General features: G+C 75.4%; 1 protein-coding gene. It reads right to left on the minus strand.

Annotation, left to right across the window (positions count from 1 at the left end; translation table 11 throughout):
• Positions 1-15: 15 nt before the first annotated feature.
• Entirely contained in the window at positions 16-16,152 is a 16,137-nt protein-coding gene (locus tag ACGF12_RS24560) for an amino acid adenylation domain-containing protein (RefSeq protein ID WP_393033908.1), read from the minus strand.
• Positions 16,153-16,156: the final 4 nt, after the last annotated feature.

Below are 16,156 nucleotides of genomic sequence, written 5' to 3' on the forward strand. Positions count from 1 at the left end.
CTCTCTGAGAAGTGGTCAGTCGCGCCGCAGGGCGGCGGTCACCAGCCGGCCGATGGTGGCCAGGGCGGACGGACGGGTCATGTCGTGGTGGGTGCACGCGACGGCCGTGTCGACCACTCGTCCGGTGCAGTGACCCCGCCACACCTCGGCGGTGGGCGCGGTCTCGGACCGACCATGATCGGCTGTGAAGAACAGGAGATCGCCGGAGAGCGTCTTCGGGGTGAACTTGTCCAGCAGAACCGTGTTCCGGACGAAGGTGTCGACGATCGCCTCGATCTCACGCCCGCTCAGCAGGGCCGGTGCGTCCGCCAGCGCGGCCGCTCGGTCCGGTGTCAGCACCCCGTCCGGGACGGGCACACCGAGGGTGCGCAGCAGCGTGGACAGCAGCTCCTGGCGCAGCTCGCCGGTGTCCGGGCGGGCCACGGCCGTGCCCGGATAGCAGTCGAGCACGGCCAGCAACTCGATGTCCTCGCCGGACTCCTGCAGCAGCGTCGCCACCGCGTGGGCCACCGCCCCGCCGAAGGACCAGCCGAGCAGGCGGTAGGGGCCGGACGGCTGCACCGAGCGGATCCGCTCGACGTACTCGGCGGCCATCTCCTCCACGCTCTCCGGCAGGCCCTCCGCCTCGCGCAGGCTGCGTGCCTGCAGGGCGTAGAGCGGCTGACCGGCCGGAAGGTGCTCGGCCAGACCGCGGAAGGACCAGCCGATGCCGAAGCCCGGGTGCACGCAGAACAGCGGAGGCTCGTCGCCGTCCGGCCGCAGCGGCAGCAGGACCTCGAACGGGTCGGCGCTGTCCCCCCGGCCCAGGCGCTCGGCCAGCGCGGCCACCGTCGGCGCCTCGAACAGGTCGCGGATGCCCACCTCTCGGCCGAGCGCGGCACGGAGGCGGCCCACCAGGCGGGTGGCGAGCAGCGAGTGGCCGCCGAGGTCGAAGAAGTCGTCCTCGACGCCGACCTCGGGCAGGCCGAGCACCTCGGCGAACAGGGCGCACAGCCGCAGCTCGGTCGCGTCGGCGGGCGCGCGCCCGGCGGGACGCGGGTCGGCCTCCGGGGCCGGGAGGGCGCGCCGGTCCACCTTGCCGTTCGGCGTCAGCGGCAGCGCGTCGAGCCGGACGAGCGTGCTCGGCACCAGGTACTCGGGCAGGTCCTCGGCGAGCTGCTCGCGCAGGACGTCGAGGTCGGGCCGCTCGCCGTCGGCCGGCACCAGGTAGCCCACCAGGCGCCGGTCACCCGGGCGGTCCTCGCGGACGACGGCGCAGGCCAGGGCCACCGCGGGGTGGGCCGTCAGTGCGGCCTCCACCTCGCCCGGTTCGATCCGGAAGCCGCGCAGCTTGACCTGCTGGTCGGCACGGCCGGCGAACAGCACCTCGCCGTCCGGGCTCCACCGGGCCAGGTCGCCGGTGCGGTACATCCGCGCGCCGGGCGGGCCGTACGGGTCGGCGGTGAACCGCTCGGCGGTCAGCGCGGGGCGGCCCAGGTAGCCGCGTGCCAGGCCGGCCCCCGCGACGTACAGCTCGCCGACCACGCCCGGCGGGACCGGGCGCAGTGCCGCGTCCAGGATCAGCACCCGGGTGCCCGCCAGCGGGCGGCCGATCGGCAGCGCCTCGGTGCCGACCCGGCTCTGGTCGAGGTCGGCGCAGGTGGCGAAGGTGGTGGTCTCGGTCGGGCCGTAGCCGATCACCACCCGGGTGTCCGGGCAGGCCGCCAGCACCCGGGCGACGGCGGCGGGGGACACGACGTCGCCGCCCGCGAGCACCGCCCGGACCGGCCGGAACGCCTCCGGGCACTCCTCGGCGATCAGTGCGAACAGACCGGCCGTCGCCCACAGCGCGGTCACCCGGTGCTCGGCCAGCACCCGCCGGTACTCCTGCGGGGTCAGCGCCCCGGCCGGGGCCACGACCACGGTGGCGCCCGTGAGCAGCGGCACCCACAGCTCGTAGGTGGTCGCGTCGAAGGCGTGCGAGGAGTGCAGCAGCACCCGCCGGTGCGCCCCGTCCTGCCAGCGCCGGTCGGCGGCCAGCTCGGCGACGTCGCGGTGGGTGACCGCCACGCCCTTGGGGCGGCCGGTGGAGCCGGAGGTGTACATCACGTACGCCAACTGGTCTGGTGCGATGGCCAGTTCGAGATCGGTGGCGTCCGGGTCGGCCGGCTCCTCGTCGAGCAGGACGGTCGGCAGGCCCAGCATGTCGGCCTCGGCCAGCAGTGCGCGGTCGGTGACCACCGCCCGGGCGCCGGTGTCGGCCAGGATCAGCCTGCGGTGCGCGTACGGGTAGCGGGCGTCCAGCGGTACGTAGCAGCCGCCCGCCTTGAGCACCGCGAGGATCGCCACGACCAGATCCGCCGAGCGCTCCATCAGCAGCGCCACGGCGTCCTCCCGGCCGACCCCGAGCGCCACCAGGCGGTGGGCCAGGCGGTTGGCCCGGTCGTTCAATTCGCGGTACGACAGCGAGAGTTCGCCGTCGACCAGGGCGGCTGCCTGCGGTGTGCGGGCGGCCTGGGCCTCGAACAGGCCGGGCAGGGTGCCGGTCGGCGCGTCGGCGGTGGCGTCGGCGGTGGCGTTCCACTCGGTGAGCACCCGGTGGCCGGTCGCCTCGTCGAGCAACGGCAGTCGTCCGACCGGGAGGTCGGCGTCCGCGACGACGGCGGTCAGCACCCGGCGCAGCCCGGCCGTGATCCGCTCGGCGGTAGCGTGGTCGACCAGCTCGGGCCGGTAGTCCACCCGCAGACCGAGGCTCGGGCCCGGCAGCGCGGCGACGGTCACCGGGTAGTGGGTGGCGTCCTGGCCGTCCGCGCCGGTGATCCGCAGCCCGGTGCCGGGCGCCGACAGCGCGGCGGTGTCCACCGGATAGTTCTCGAACACGTAGGTGGTGTCGAAGAGTTCCCCCAGGCCCGTCCAGCGCTTCAGCTCGGCCAGGCCGACGTGCTGGTGTGCCAGCAGCGCCGACTGCTCGGCCTGCAGCCGGGCGAGCAGCCCGGCCAGCGGCTCGGCCGGGGCGAGTGCGACCCGCACGGGGAGGGTGTTGATCAGCAGACCGGCCATCCGCTCGACACCCGGCAGCTCCGGCGGACGGCCGGAGACCACCGCGCCGAAGACCACGTCCTGCCGGCCGGTCAGGTGGGCCAGGGTGATGCCCCAGGCCGCCTGGACCAGCGTGTTGACCGTGACGCCCAGGCGGCGGGCGGTGGCGCCCAGCTGCTCGGTGAGCTCCTCGGGGAGCCGCTCCAGCAGTCGCACCGGCGGCTCGGTGGCCCGGTCGGCGGTCGCTGCCGACGCGAGCAGGGAGGCTTCCGCCAGTCCGGCCAGCGAGGACTCCCACGCCTGACGGGCGGCGTCCCGGTCCTGGGAGCCCAGCCAGGCGAGGTAGTCGCGCATCGGGGTGGCCTTCGGCAGGCTGCCGCCGCCCTGCCGGTACAGCTCCAGCAGCTCGCCGATCAGCACGCCGATCGACCAGCCGTCCCACAGGATGTGATGGTTCGTCAGGACGAGGACGTGGTGGTCCTCGGCCAGCCGGGCCAGGGCCAGCCGCAGCAGCGGCGGCTCGGCCAGGTCGAAGCGGCGGCCCTGGTCCGCCGCCCGCAGCCGGGCGAGCTCCGCGCGCTGCGCCTCGGCGCTCAGCCCGGACAGGTCGGCCTCGGTCCACGGGAGGCGCACCTCCTGCGGGATCACCTGGAACAGGCGACCCGAGGCCGACTGCCGGAAGCCCGCCCGCAGGTGCGGGTGGCGTTCCAGCAGGGCCACGGCGGCGGCCCGCAGCCGGTCCGCGTCGAGCGGGCCGGACAGGTCCAGCGCGAGCTGCGCGGTGTAGACGTCCACGCCCTCGGCGTCGTACCGGGAGTGGAAGTACAGGCCCTCCTGAAGCGGAGCCGGCGGCAGGACGTCGGCCAGCGGCTCGGCGGCGAGACCGTCCAGCTCCTCCTGGGTGAGCCCGGTCAGCGGGACGTCGGACGGGCTGAGCCCACCCGCGCCGGGCTCCACCGCGTGGGCGACCAGGGCACGCAGCGCCGCGAACCACAGCTCGCCCAGCTCCCGGACCTTCGCCTCGGCGAGCACGCCGGTGGCGAAGGACCAGACGGCGACGAGGCTCGGGCCCTCGGCCCGGTCCTCCGTCCTGGCGTTGACACTCAGCGCCTGGGCCAGCGGGGTGCGGGCATCCAGGCCGCCGTACGGGGTGCCGACCGGAACGGCCGACCAGTCGGCCGCCGCCTGCGCCCCCGCCTGCGCCCGGCCGGCGTCGAAGCGGCCGAGGTAGTTGAACCCGAGCTGGGGGGTGGCCAGTTCGGCCAGCCGCGGTCCGGTCCGCGGGTTGAGGTGGCGCAGCAGGCCGTAGCCGAGCCCGTGGTCCGGCACGGCGCGAAGCTGCTCCTTGACCGCCTTCAGGGCCCGGCCGAGGCGCGGTCCGGCCCAGTCGCCGGCCGCCTCGGGGGAGAGCCGGACGGGGTGGATGCCGGTGAACCAGCCGACGGTGCGGGAGAGGTCGATGGTGTCGGCGAACTCCTCGCGGCCGTGGCCCTCCAGCTCCACCAGCAGGCCGCCGCCGGCGCCCCGCCAGCGCTCGACGGCGAGCGCGAGGCCGGTCAGCAGCACGTCGTTGACCTCGGCGTGGAACAGCGCCGGGACGGAGGAGAGCAGCGGCTCGGCGATCTCGGGCGGCAGGGTCAGCTCGACCCGGCCGCCGGTTGCCACGGTGTCCCGCTCCGGGTCGAGCGGGCGGCTGCCGACGAGCTGGTCGCCGCCGTCCAGGACGGCCTGCCAGTAGGGAAGTTCGGTGGTGCGGCGGTCGGCCTCGGCGACCAGGGCGGTGGCCCAGGTGCGCAGGGAGGTGCCGGTGGGCTGGAGGGTGCCGCCCTGGTAGGCGGTGGTGAGGTCGGGCAGCAGGATGCGCCAGGAGACGCCGTCCACCACCAGGTGGTGGATCATCACCAGCAGCCGGCCGGGGGCCTCGGATCCGCCGTCGAACCAGACGAGTTGCACCAGCACGCCCTCGGTCGGCCGCAGGCGGTGCTGTGCCGCGAGCGCCTCCCGGGCGACCAGTTCGCGAAGCTCCGCCTCAGGGACGCCGGTCGCGTCGACCCAGGTGATCAGGTTGGAGGCGCGGGCCGTGCCGCGTGGCGGCACGTGCAGCGACCAGTCGTCGCCGGTGGCCACCAGGCGGGCGCGCAGGGCGTCGTGGTGGTCGAGCAGGGTCTGCAGGGCGCCGGTGAGCCGGTCCGGGTCGAGTTCGGCCGGGACCTGGAGCAGCATCGCCTGCTGGAACCCGTCCGAACCGCCGCCGAGTTCGCGCAGCCAGTGCATGATCGGGGTGGCCGGCAGCTCGCCGAGGGCCGCGTCGGCGTCCTCGGTGACGGCCGCTTCCGCGCCCTGGGCGACCAGGGCGAGTTCGGCGACGCTCTGGCAGGTGAAGACGTCCCGGGCGGTGAAGACCAGTCCGGCCTGGCGGGCGCGGGCCACCAGCTGGATCGAGGTGATCGAGTCACCGCCCAGCTCGAAGAACCCGTCGTCCACACCGACCCGCTCCAGGCCGAGCAGTTCGGCGAACAGCCCGGCGAGCACCCGCTCCCGCTCGGTGCGCGGCTCCCGTCCGGAGGCGGCGGCCGCGAAGTCCGGCGCGGGCAGCGCCCGCCGGTCCAGCTTGCCGTTCGGCGTCACCGGCAGGGCGTCGAGGACGACCACGGCGGACGGCACCAGGTAGTGCGGCAGCTGCTCCTGCAACTCCGTGCGCAGGGCGCTCGGCAGGGCACCGCCGCCCTCGGCGTCGACCGGGACGACGTAACCGACCAGGCGCTTGTCGCCCACGCGGTCCTCGCGCACCACGGCCGCCGCCTGGCGCACGGCCGGGTGGCGCAGCAGCGCCGCCTCCAGCTCGCCGAGCTCGATCCGGAAGCCGCGCAGCTTCACCTGGTCGTCGGTGCGGCCCAGGTAGTCGAGCTGCCCGTCCGCCGTCCAGCGCACCAGGTCGCCGGTGCGGTAGAGCCGGGAGCCGGGCGCCCCGAACGGGTTCGCCACGAACCGCTCGGCGGTCAGCGCGGGCCGGCCCAGGTAGCCGCGTGCCAGACCCGCGCCCGCCACGTACAACTCGCCGGGCACACCGGCCGGGACCGGCCGCAGCGCGCCGTCCAGCACGTACACGCGGGTGCCGTGGATCGGGCGGCCGATCGGCGGGGTCGCGGCGCCGGAGAGCGGGTCGCTCATGGTGGCGCACACGGTGGCCTCGGTCGGACCGTACGCGTTGATCATGCGCCGCCCGGCCGACCACCGCTCGACCAGGGCGGGCGGGCAGGCCTCGCCCGCCGTGACCAGGGTGGTCACGGTCGGCAGGGCGTCCGGTGCGAGCACCGCCAGCGCCGCCGGGGGCAGGGTGACGTGGGTGATCCGTTGCTCGGCGACCAGCTCGGTGAGCGGCGCGCCGGGGGCCAGCCGCTCGGCCGGGGCGAGCACGGCGGTGGCACCGGAGAGCAGGGCCATCGCCAGTTCGGAGACCGCCGCGTCGAAGCTGGTCGAGGCGAACTGCAGCACCCGGCTGTCCGGGCGGACGGCGAACCGCTCGATCTGCGCGCCCGCGAGGCTCGCCAAGCCGTGGTGCGGGACCACCACGCCCTTGGGGCGGCCGGTGGAGCCGGAGGTGTAGATGACGTAGGCGGGGTGGGCGGGCAGCAGCGGCGCGGTGCGCTCGGCGTCCGCCGGATCCGTGTTCGCCGAGGTCCGCAGCCGCCGGTCCAGTTCGGGTGTGTCGAGCAGCAGCGTGGTGACGGTGTGCTCGGGCAGGACGGTCCGGCTGTCGGTCAGGAGCAGCGCGGGCCGGGCGTCCCGGAGCAGGTAGCCGATCCGCTCCGCCGGGTACTCCGGGTCGACCGGCAGGTAGGCCCCGCCCGCCTTGGCGATGGCGAGGAAGGCGACGGCGAACCGCTCGGAGCGCGGCAGTGCGACGGCGACCCGGCTCTCCGGGCCGATGCCCAGGCTGACCAGATGGCGGGCCAGCTGGTTCGCCCGTTCGTTCAACTCCTGGTACGAGAGGGACACTTCACCCGCGACCAGGGCGGTCGCCCGGGGGGTGCGGGCGGCCTGGGCCTGGAACAGCTCGGGCAGGGTGGCCGGTTCGGCGACGGCGGCGGTGGCGTTCCAGGTGTCGAGGATCCGCTCGCGCTCCTCCTGGTCGAGCAGGTCGAGTCCGCCGAGCCGGGTGTCCGGCGCCGCGGCGACCGCCGAGAGCAGGCGACGGAAGCGCTCGGCGAGCAGCTCCACCGTGGCCCGGTCGAACAGGTCGGTGGCGTACTCGATGCTGCCCTCGATTCCGGCGGGCGCACCGTCCGGGCCGGTCGCCTCGCCGAGGCTGACCGAGAGGTCGAACCGGGCGGCGACGGCTCCGGTGGTGACCGCCGCGGCCTTGAGCCCCGGCAGGTCCAGCCTCGGCTGGGCGGTGTTCTGCCAGGCGAACATCGTCTGGACCAGCGGGTGGCGGCCCATCGAACGGGTCGGGTTGACCACCTCGACCAGGTGCTCGAACGGCACGTCCTGGTGCGCGTACGCCGCCAGGTCCGCCTCGCGCACCCGGTCGACCAGCTCGGCGAAGGTCGGATCGCCGGACAGATCGGTCCGCAGGACCAGGGTGTTGACGAAGAAGCCGACCAGCTCGTCCAGCGCCTCGTCGGTCCGGCCGGCGACCGGGGTGCCGAGCGGGATGTCGGTGCCCGCGCCGAGCTTCGAGAGCAGAACGGCGAAGGCGGCCCGGACGACCATGAACAGGGTCGCCTGGTGCTCGGCCGCGATGGCGGCCAGGGCGCGGTGCAGCTCGCCGTCGGTGCCGAAGGCCAGGGTCTCGCCCCGGTAGCCCGCCACGGCCGGGCGCGGCCGGTCGGTCGGGAGCGCCAGCTCCTCGGGGGCGCCGGCCAGCGTCTCGGCCCAGTAGGTGAGCTGGCGGTTCAGCAGGCTGTCCGGGTCGCCCTGTTCGCCGAGCAGCTCGCGCTGCCAGAGCGCGTAGTCGGCGTACTGCACCGGCAGCGGGTCCCAGTCGGGCTCGGCGCCGTCGCGGCGGGCCGCGTACGCCGTCGACAGATCGGCTGCCAGCGGGCCCATCGACCAGCCGTCACCGGCGATGTGATGCAGCGTCAGGAGCAGTGTGTGTTCGCGCTCGGCGAGCGCGAACAGCGTCGCGCGCAGTGGGAGGTCGCGGGCGAGGTCGAAGCCCTGGCCGGCCGCCTCGGCGAGCAGGCCGGGCAGCGCGTCCTCGTCGGCCTCGACGACCGTCAGCTCGGTGTGCGGGGCGAGGACCAGCTGACACGGGGTGCCGTCCGCGCCCTGCGGGAAGACCGTGCGCAGCGCCTCGTGGCGGGCGAGGACGTCGCCGAGCGCCAGGCGCAGCGCCTCGCGGTCCAGCTCGCCCGACAGGCGCACCGCCAGCGGGATGCTGTAGGTCGCGCTCGGGCCCTCCAGGTTGCCGAGGAACCACAGGCGCTGCTGGGAGAAGGACAGCGGCAGCCGGTCGGGCCGGGCCATCGGCCGGACGGCGGGCCGGGTAGTCCCCGGGGCGGCACCCGCGCCGAGGTGCTCGGCGAGGGCGGCCACGGTGGGCGCCTCGAAGACCGTCCGGATCGGCAGCTCCGCGCCCAGTACGGCACGGACCCGGCTGGCCAGCCGGACGGCCAGCAGAGAGTGCCCGCCGAGGGTGAAGAAGTCGCTGTCGACGTCGACCTCTTCCCGCCCCAGCAGCTCGGCGAAGATGCCGCAGAGCCGCCGCTCCAGCTCGGTGCGCGGTGCGCGGCCGCCCGGGGTGCCGGTGTCCTGGGCGGGCGCGGGCAGGGCGCGGCGGTCCAGCTTGCCGTTGCCCGTCAGCGGCAGCGCGTCCAGCGCCAGCACGGCGGACGGGACCATGTAGCCGGGCAGCTCCTCGGCGAGCTGCTCGCGCAGCGCGGCCGGGTCGACGGCCGCACCCTGCGCGGGGACGACGTAGCCGGCCAGGCGCTGGTCGCCCGGGTGGTCCTCGCGGACGACCACGGCGGCCGAACGCACCCCCGGGAGGCGGAGCAACGCCGCCTCGATCTCGCCGAGTTCGATCCGGAAGCCGCGGATCTTGACCTGGTCGTCGGACCGGCCGAGGTACTCCAGCTCGCCGTCCGCCCGGCGGCGGACCACGTCGCCGGTCCGGTACATCCGGGTGCCGGGCGGGCCGTACGGGTCGGCGACGAACCGCTCCGAGGTGAGCCCGGGGCGGCCCGCGTAGCCGCGCGCCAGACCCGCGCCGCAGACGTACAGTTCACCCGCCACGCCCGGCGGCACCGGGCGCAGGGCGGCGTCCAGGACGTACAGGCCGAGGTCCGGGATCGCCTCGCCGATCAGGCTGCCGGAGGCGCCGGTCACCGTCCGGGCGTCGAGCGGACGGTGGGTGACGTGCACCGTGGTCTCGGTGATGCCGTACATGTTGACCAGGCGCGGGCCGTCGGCCGGGTGGCTGCGGTACCAGCCCGCGAGGCGGCCCAGGTCGAGCGCCTCGCCGCCGAAGACCACCGTGCGCAGCGCGGCGACGGCGCCGGTGTCGCGGTCCTCCTCGGCCTGCAGCAACTGGTAGAAGGCGGACGGTGTCTGGTTGAGCACCGTCACGCGTTCGCGCAGCAGCAGGTCCAGCACGTCGGAGGGCGAGCGGCTCACCAGGTAGGGGACGACGACCAGGCGGCCGCCGTGCAGCAGCGGGCCCCAGATCTCCCAGACCGAGAAGTCGAAGGCGTAGGAGTGGAACAGCGCCCAGACGTCCTGGTCGTCGAACCCGAACCAGTGCTCGGTGGAGCCGAACAGGCGCACCACGTTCGCGTGCGGGATCACCACGCCCTTGGGGCGGCCGGTGGAGCCGGAGGTGTAGATGATGTAGGCCGGGTGGGCGGGCAGCAGCGGCAGCGGCCGGTCGGCGTCGGTGGGGTCGGTGTCCGGTCGGTCCGCCAACTCCGTGGCGACGTCGGCCTGATCGAGCAGCAGCCGGGGGACGGCGCAGTCCTCGGGCAGGCGTTCGGCGACCTCGCGGTGGGTGATCACCAGGGTCGGTGCGGCGTCGGCGAGGATGTACGCGATCCGGTCGACGGGGGACTCCGGGTCGACCGGCAGGTACGCCGCGCCGGACTTGAGCACGGCCAGCAGCGCGACCACGAGGTCGGCGGAGCGCGGCAGCGCGAGGGCGACCGTCCGCTCCGGGCCGGCGCCGTGGGCGAGCAGCCGGTGCGCCAGGCGGTTGGCGCGGGCGTTGAGCTCCCGGTACGTGAGCCGGGTGTCCTCGCAGACCAGCGCGACCGACTCCGGGGAGCGGGCGGCGGCGCGCTGGAACAGCTCGGGCAGGGTGGCGGACGGCGCCGGGACGCTGAGGTCCGCCGGGCGGATCAGCTCGGCCCGCTCGTCCTCGCCGAGCAGGTCGAGGCGGGCCGTCGGCAGGTCGGCGTCGGCGGCGAAGGCCTCCAGGGCGCGCCGGAACCGGGCGGCGATCCGCTCGGCCTCGGCGCGGTCGAACAGGTCGGGCCGGTAGGCGAGGCGCAGGTCGAGCCGGGCACCCGGGACGGCGACCAGGGTCAGCGGGTAGTGGGTGGCGTCCTGGACGGCGGCCGCGGTGATCCGCAGCTCGTGGGTGGCGGCGGCGAGGGTCTCGGCGTCGAGCGGGTAGTTCTCGAACGCCAGGGCGGTGTCGAAGAGTTCACCGCTGCCGGTCCAGCGCTGGATGTCGGCGAGGCCGACGTGCTGGTGGGCGAGCAGGGCGGTCTGCTCCTCCCGCAGGCGGGTGGCCAGCCGGGCGAGCGGCTCGGCGGGGTCGAGCCGCAGCCGGACCGGGAGGGTGTTGATGAGCAGGCCGACCATCCGCTCCACGCCCGGCAGCTCCGGCGGACGGCCGGACACCACGGCGCCGAAGACGATGTCCTCGCGGCCGGTGAGGTGGGCCAGCGTCAGGCCCCAGGCGGCCTGGACCAGGGTGTTCAGGGTGACGCCGAGGCGGCGGGCGGTGGCGGCGAGGGCGTCGGTGAGCTCCTCCGGGAGCACGGTCCGCAGCTTCTCGGGCAGCACGGCCTGTCGGCCGTGGTCGGTGGGGGCGAGCAGGGTCGCCTCCTCCAGCCCGGCCAGCGCGTGCTGCCAGGTCGTCCGGGCGCCTTCGCGGTCCTGGGCGGCGGCCCAGGCCAGGTAGTCGCGGAAGGGGGCGACCCGGGGCAGGGCGGCGTCGGTGCCCTCGCGGTACAGGGTGAACAGCTCGCCGACGAAGACGCCGATCGACCAGCCGTCCCACAGGATGTGGTGGTTCGTGAGCACGAACGCGTGCTGGTCCTGCGCCAGCTTGGCGACGGTGGCGCGCAGCAGCGGGGGCCGGGCGAGGTCGAAGCGGCGGGCCCGGTCCTCGGCCCGCAGGCGCTCCAGCGCGGTGCCCCGCTCCTCGTCGGAGAGGCCGGCGAGGTCGACCTCGGCCCAGGGCAGCCGGGTGCCGGCGTGGACCGCCTGGACGGCTCGGCCGTCGTCGAGCTGGTGCAGGGCGGCGCGCAGATGGGGGTGCCGGTCGAGGGCCGCCTCGGTGGCGGCGCGCAGCGCGCCGGCGTCCAGCGGGCCGTGCAGGGTCAGCGCGAGCTGGGAGGTGTAGACGTCGATGCCGTCGGCGTCGTAGAGGGTCCGGAAGTACAGGCCCTCCTGCAGTGGTGCGAGCGGGAGGACGTCGAGGAGCGGGCCGCGAGCGGCGAGGCGCTCCAGCTCGTCCTGGGTGACGTTCGCCAGCGGCACGTCCGAGGGGGTCGGCGCGGCGGCGTCGGGGTGCTGTGCGAGGTCGACCAGGGTGGCCAGGGCCTCGAACCACAGCTCGCCGAGCTCTCGTACCCGCTGCTCGGTGAGGTGGCCGTCGCTCCAGGTCCAGGCGGCGGTGAGGGTGCCGTCCTGCGCCCAGGCGTTGACGCCGAGCGGGTGCGCGGGAGCCGTCGCCTCGGTGGCGTCGGCGGCGAGTTCGGCGGCCGGCGTCCAGTCCTCGCCGGTGGCGGCGCCCGTGCCGATGCGGCCGAGGTAGTTGAACGCCAGCTGGGGCGCGGGCAGTTCGGCGAGGACGGCGCCGGTGCCGGGGTTCAGGTGGCGCAGCAGGCCGTAGCCGAGACCGCGGTCGGGCAGGGCGCGCAGCTGCTCCTTGACGGCCTTCAGGGCCCGGATGCCCTGGTCCGCGGCCGGGTCGAGGCGGACGGGGTACGCGCTGGTGAACCAGCCGACGGTGCGGGAGAGGTCGACGTTCTCGGTGAACTCCTCGCGGCCGTGGCCTTCGAGCTCGATCAGGACGCTGCCACTCTCGCCGCGCTGCTTGTTGACGGCGAGGGCGAGGGCGGTCAGCAGGACGTCGTTGATCTCGGCCCGGAACGCGGCCGGGACGCCGCCGAGCAGTGGCCCCGCGGTCTCGGCCGGGAGGGTGAGTTCGAGCCGGCCGCCGCGGTGCTCCGGCCGGCTCTCGAAGAGCGGCTCGCCCTCGGCCAGGACGGACTGCCAGTACGGGAGTTCGGTGGTGCGGCGGTCGGACTCGGCGACCAGGGCGGTGGCCCAGGTGCGCAGCGAGGTGCCGGTCGGCTGGAGTGCGGTGCCCTGGTAGGCGGCGGCCAGGTCGGGCAGCAGGATGCGCCAGGAGACGCCGTCCACCACCAGGTGGTGGACCATCACCAGCAGCCGGCCGGAGGCCTCGGAGCCGGCGTCGAACCAGACGGCCTGGAGCATCACCCCCGCGCGGGGCTCCAGCCGGGCGCGGGCCGCCCGCGCCTGGGCGGCGACGGTGGCGCGCAGCCGGTCGTCGTCCGCTCCGGCGGTGTCGACGCACGTGAGCAGGCTCGCCGCCTTGACCTCGCCCCGCGGCGGGACGTGCAGCGACCAGCCCTCCTCGGCGGCCTGCAGCCGGGCGCGCAGCGCGTCATGGTGGTCCAGGACGGTCTGCAGGGCGGCGGTGAGCCGGTCCGGGTCGAGACCGGCCGGGGTGTGGACGAGCATGGCCTGGTGGAACCCGTCGGCGACGGGGCCGCGCTCGGCGAGGGCACGGATGATCGGGGTGGCCGGTACGGTGCCGAGACCGGCGTCGCCGTCCTCCGCGACGGCGCTCTGCTCGCTGCGCGCGACGGCGGCCAGCTCGGCGACGGTCTGCCGGGTGAAGACGTCCTTGGCGCTGAGCACCAGTCCGGCCTTGCGGGCGCGGGCGACCAGCTGGATCGAGGTGATCGAGTCGCCGCCCAGCTCGAAGAAGCCCTCGTCGATCCCGACGCTCCCGCGGCCCAGGACCTCGGCGAACAGGCCGGCGAGGGTCTCCTCGCGCGCGGTGCGCGCGGCGCGGCCGGGGGCGGCCGGCGCGTGGTCGGGCGCGGGCAGGGCCTTGCGGTCCACCTTGTCGTTCGGGGTCAGCGGCAGCGTGTCCAGCAGCACGATCGCGGACGGGACCATGTACTCGGGCAGCGTGGCCGCCAGGTGGGCGCGCAGCGTGTCGGCCTCGACCGGCTCGGCGGGTACGGCGTACCCGACCAGGCGCCGATCACCGGGACGGTCCTCGCGCACGATCACCACCGCGCGGGCGACGGCCGGGTGGGCGGCCAGCACGCTCTCGATCCCGCCCAGCTCGATCCGGAACCCGCGGATCTTGACCTGCTCGTCCGCCCGGCCGACGAACGCTAGGGTGCCGTCCGGCTGCCAGCGGACCACGTCGCCGGTGCGGTACATCCGGCTGCCCGCCGGGCCGTACGGATCGGCGACGAAGCGCTCGGCGCTCAGCGCCGGGCGGCCCAGGTAGCCGCGCGCGGTGCCGATGCCCGCGACGTACAGCTCGCCCGCGACCCCGACCGGGACCGGTCGCAGGGCCGAATCCAGTACGTACACCCGGGTGTTGTCCAGCGGGCGGCCGATCGGCATCGCCCCCGGCTCGGTCCCGGCCACGGTGTGGGTGGAGGCGAGCATGGTGACCTCGGTCGGCCCGTAGCCGATCACCACGCTGGTCCCGGGGCAGACCGCCAGCACGCGGGCGACGGCCGTCGGCGAGACGACGTCACCGCCGGTCAGGATCTCCCGCACGCCCCGGAAGCACTCCGGCCGCTCCTCGCCGATCAGCCCGAACAGTCCGGCGGTGACGAACACGCCGGTCACCGCGAACTCGCCGAGCAGCCGCTCCATCTCCTGCGCCGACAGCACCCCGTCCGGGGCGACCACCAGCTGCCCGCCGCCCAGCAGCGGCACCCACAGCTCGGCGGTGGAGGCGTCGAAGGAGTACGGCGCGTGCAGCAGCACCCTCCCGTAGGCACCCGAGCGGAACCGGCGGTCGGTCGCCAGCGCCACCACGCCCTGCTGCGTCGCGGCCACGCCCTTCGGGCGGCCGGTCGAGCCGGAGGTGTACATCACGTAGGCCAGGCGGTCGCCGTCCGAGGGCAGGTCCAGGTCGCCGTGGTCCTCGCCGTCCTGGTGGTCGGCGGCGACCAGCACCGGCAGGTCCAGCTCCGCCGCCTCGCCGGCCAGCGCGGCGTCGGTGAGGACGACGCGGGCGGCCGTCTCGCCGACGATCAGGCGCCGGTGCGCCAGCGGGTAGCGCGCGTCCAGCGGCACGTAGAAGCCGCCGGCCTTCACCACCGCCAGGATCGCCACCACCAGGTCCGCCGAGCGGCGCATCAGCAGCGCCACACCGGACTCCGCGCCCACGCCCTGGGCCACCAGCCGCCGGGCGAGCACGTTGGCCCGCGCGTTCAGCTCGCCGTAGCTCAGCTCGCCGCCGTCGAACAGCAGCGCCGTCGCCTCGGGGTGAGCCGCCGCCCGGGCCTCGAACAGCTCCGCCGGGGTCGCGCCCGGCACCTCGGCCGCGGTGTCGTTCCAGCCGGTGAGCACCGACTCCCGTGCGGCGGTGTCCAGGACGTCCAGCCGGCCCACCGGCTGGTCCGGGTCGGCCGCGAACCCGCCCAGCAGGGAGGCGAGTTGGTCCAGCAGCCGAGCGGCGGCCGGGCGGTCGAACAGATCGGTGCGGTGGTCCAGCCGCAGGCTCAGCCTGGCGCCCGGCACGACCGCCAGGTTCAGCGCGTAGTGCGTCGCCTCCCGGCTCTCCGCCGCCCGCACCCGGATCGCCGAGCCGGCCATCGACAGCGACTCGGCGTCCAGCGGGTAGTTCTCGAACACCACGTTGGTGTCGAAGAGTTCGCCGAGCCCGGCCCAGCGCTGCACCTCCGCCAGACCGACGTGCTGGTGCGTCAGCAGCGCGGACTGCTCGCCCTGCAGCCGGGTGAGCAGCGCCGCCATGCTCTCGGACGGGCGCAGGCGCACCCGCACGGGCAGGGTGTTGATGAACAGGCCGACCATCTTCTCGACCCCGGCCAGCTCCGGCGGACGGCCGGAGACCGTCGCGCCGAACACCACGTCGTCCCGGCCGGTCAGGTGCGAGACGAGCAGCCCCCACCCGGCCTGGACCACCGTGTTGACCGTGACGCCCAGGCGCCGCGCCGTGGCGTTCAGCGCCTGCGTCAACTCCTCGGACAGGTCGAGCTGGTGGCGCTCGGGCAGCACCGGGGCCCGGTCCTCGCCCGCCGGGGCGAGCAGGCCCGGCTCCTCCAGCTCCGCCAGCGCGTCCTGCCAGGCCGCCCGCGCGGCGTCCCGGTCCTGCGCCGCCGCCCAGGCCAGGTAGCTCTTGTACGGCGCCACCCGGGGCAGCCCGCTCGCGTCGCCGCCGCGCTGGTACAGCGTGAACAGCTCGGCCATCAGCAGGGCGTTCGACCAGCCGTCCCAGAGGATGTGGTGGTGGTTGAGGACCAGGACGTGCCGCTCGGCCGCCAGCCGGATCAGCAGGAAGCGCAGCAGCGGCGGCTTCGCCAGGTCGAACCGGGCCGCCCGGTCCCGCTCGACCAGCCGCTCCACCTCGGCCGCCTGCTCGTCCTCCGGCAGCGAGCCGAGGTCGACCTCCTGCCAGGGCAGCCGCACCTGGCGCGGGATCAGCTGCACGGTCTTGCCCGAATCCGCCTGGCGGAATGCCGCCTTGAGGTTCGGGTGCCGCTCCAGCAGCGCCAGGCCGGCCGCCTGCAAGGCCTGCGCGTCCAGCGGGCCGTCCAGGTGCAGCGTCAGCTGCGAGGAGTACACGTCGACGCCCTCGGCGTCGAACTGGGCGTGGAAGAACAGGCCTTCCTGAAGCCGCGACAGCGGCAGGATGTCCTGGATGCGTGCGTTGGCCATGGTC

The sequence above is a fragment of the Kitasatospora sp. NPDC048296 genome, from assembly GCF_043201815.1.
Taxonomy (GTDB): Bacteria; Actinomycetota; Actinomycetes; order Streptomycetales; family Streptomycetaceae; genus Kitasatospora.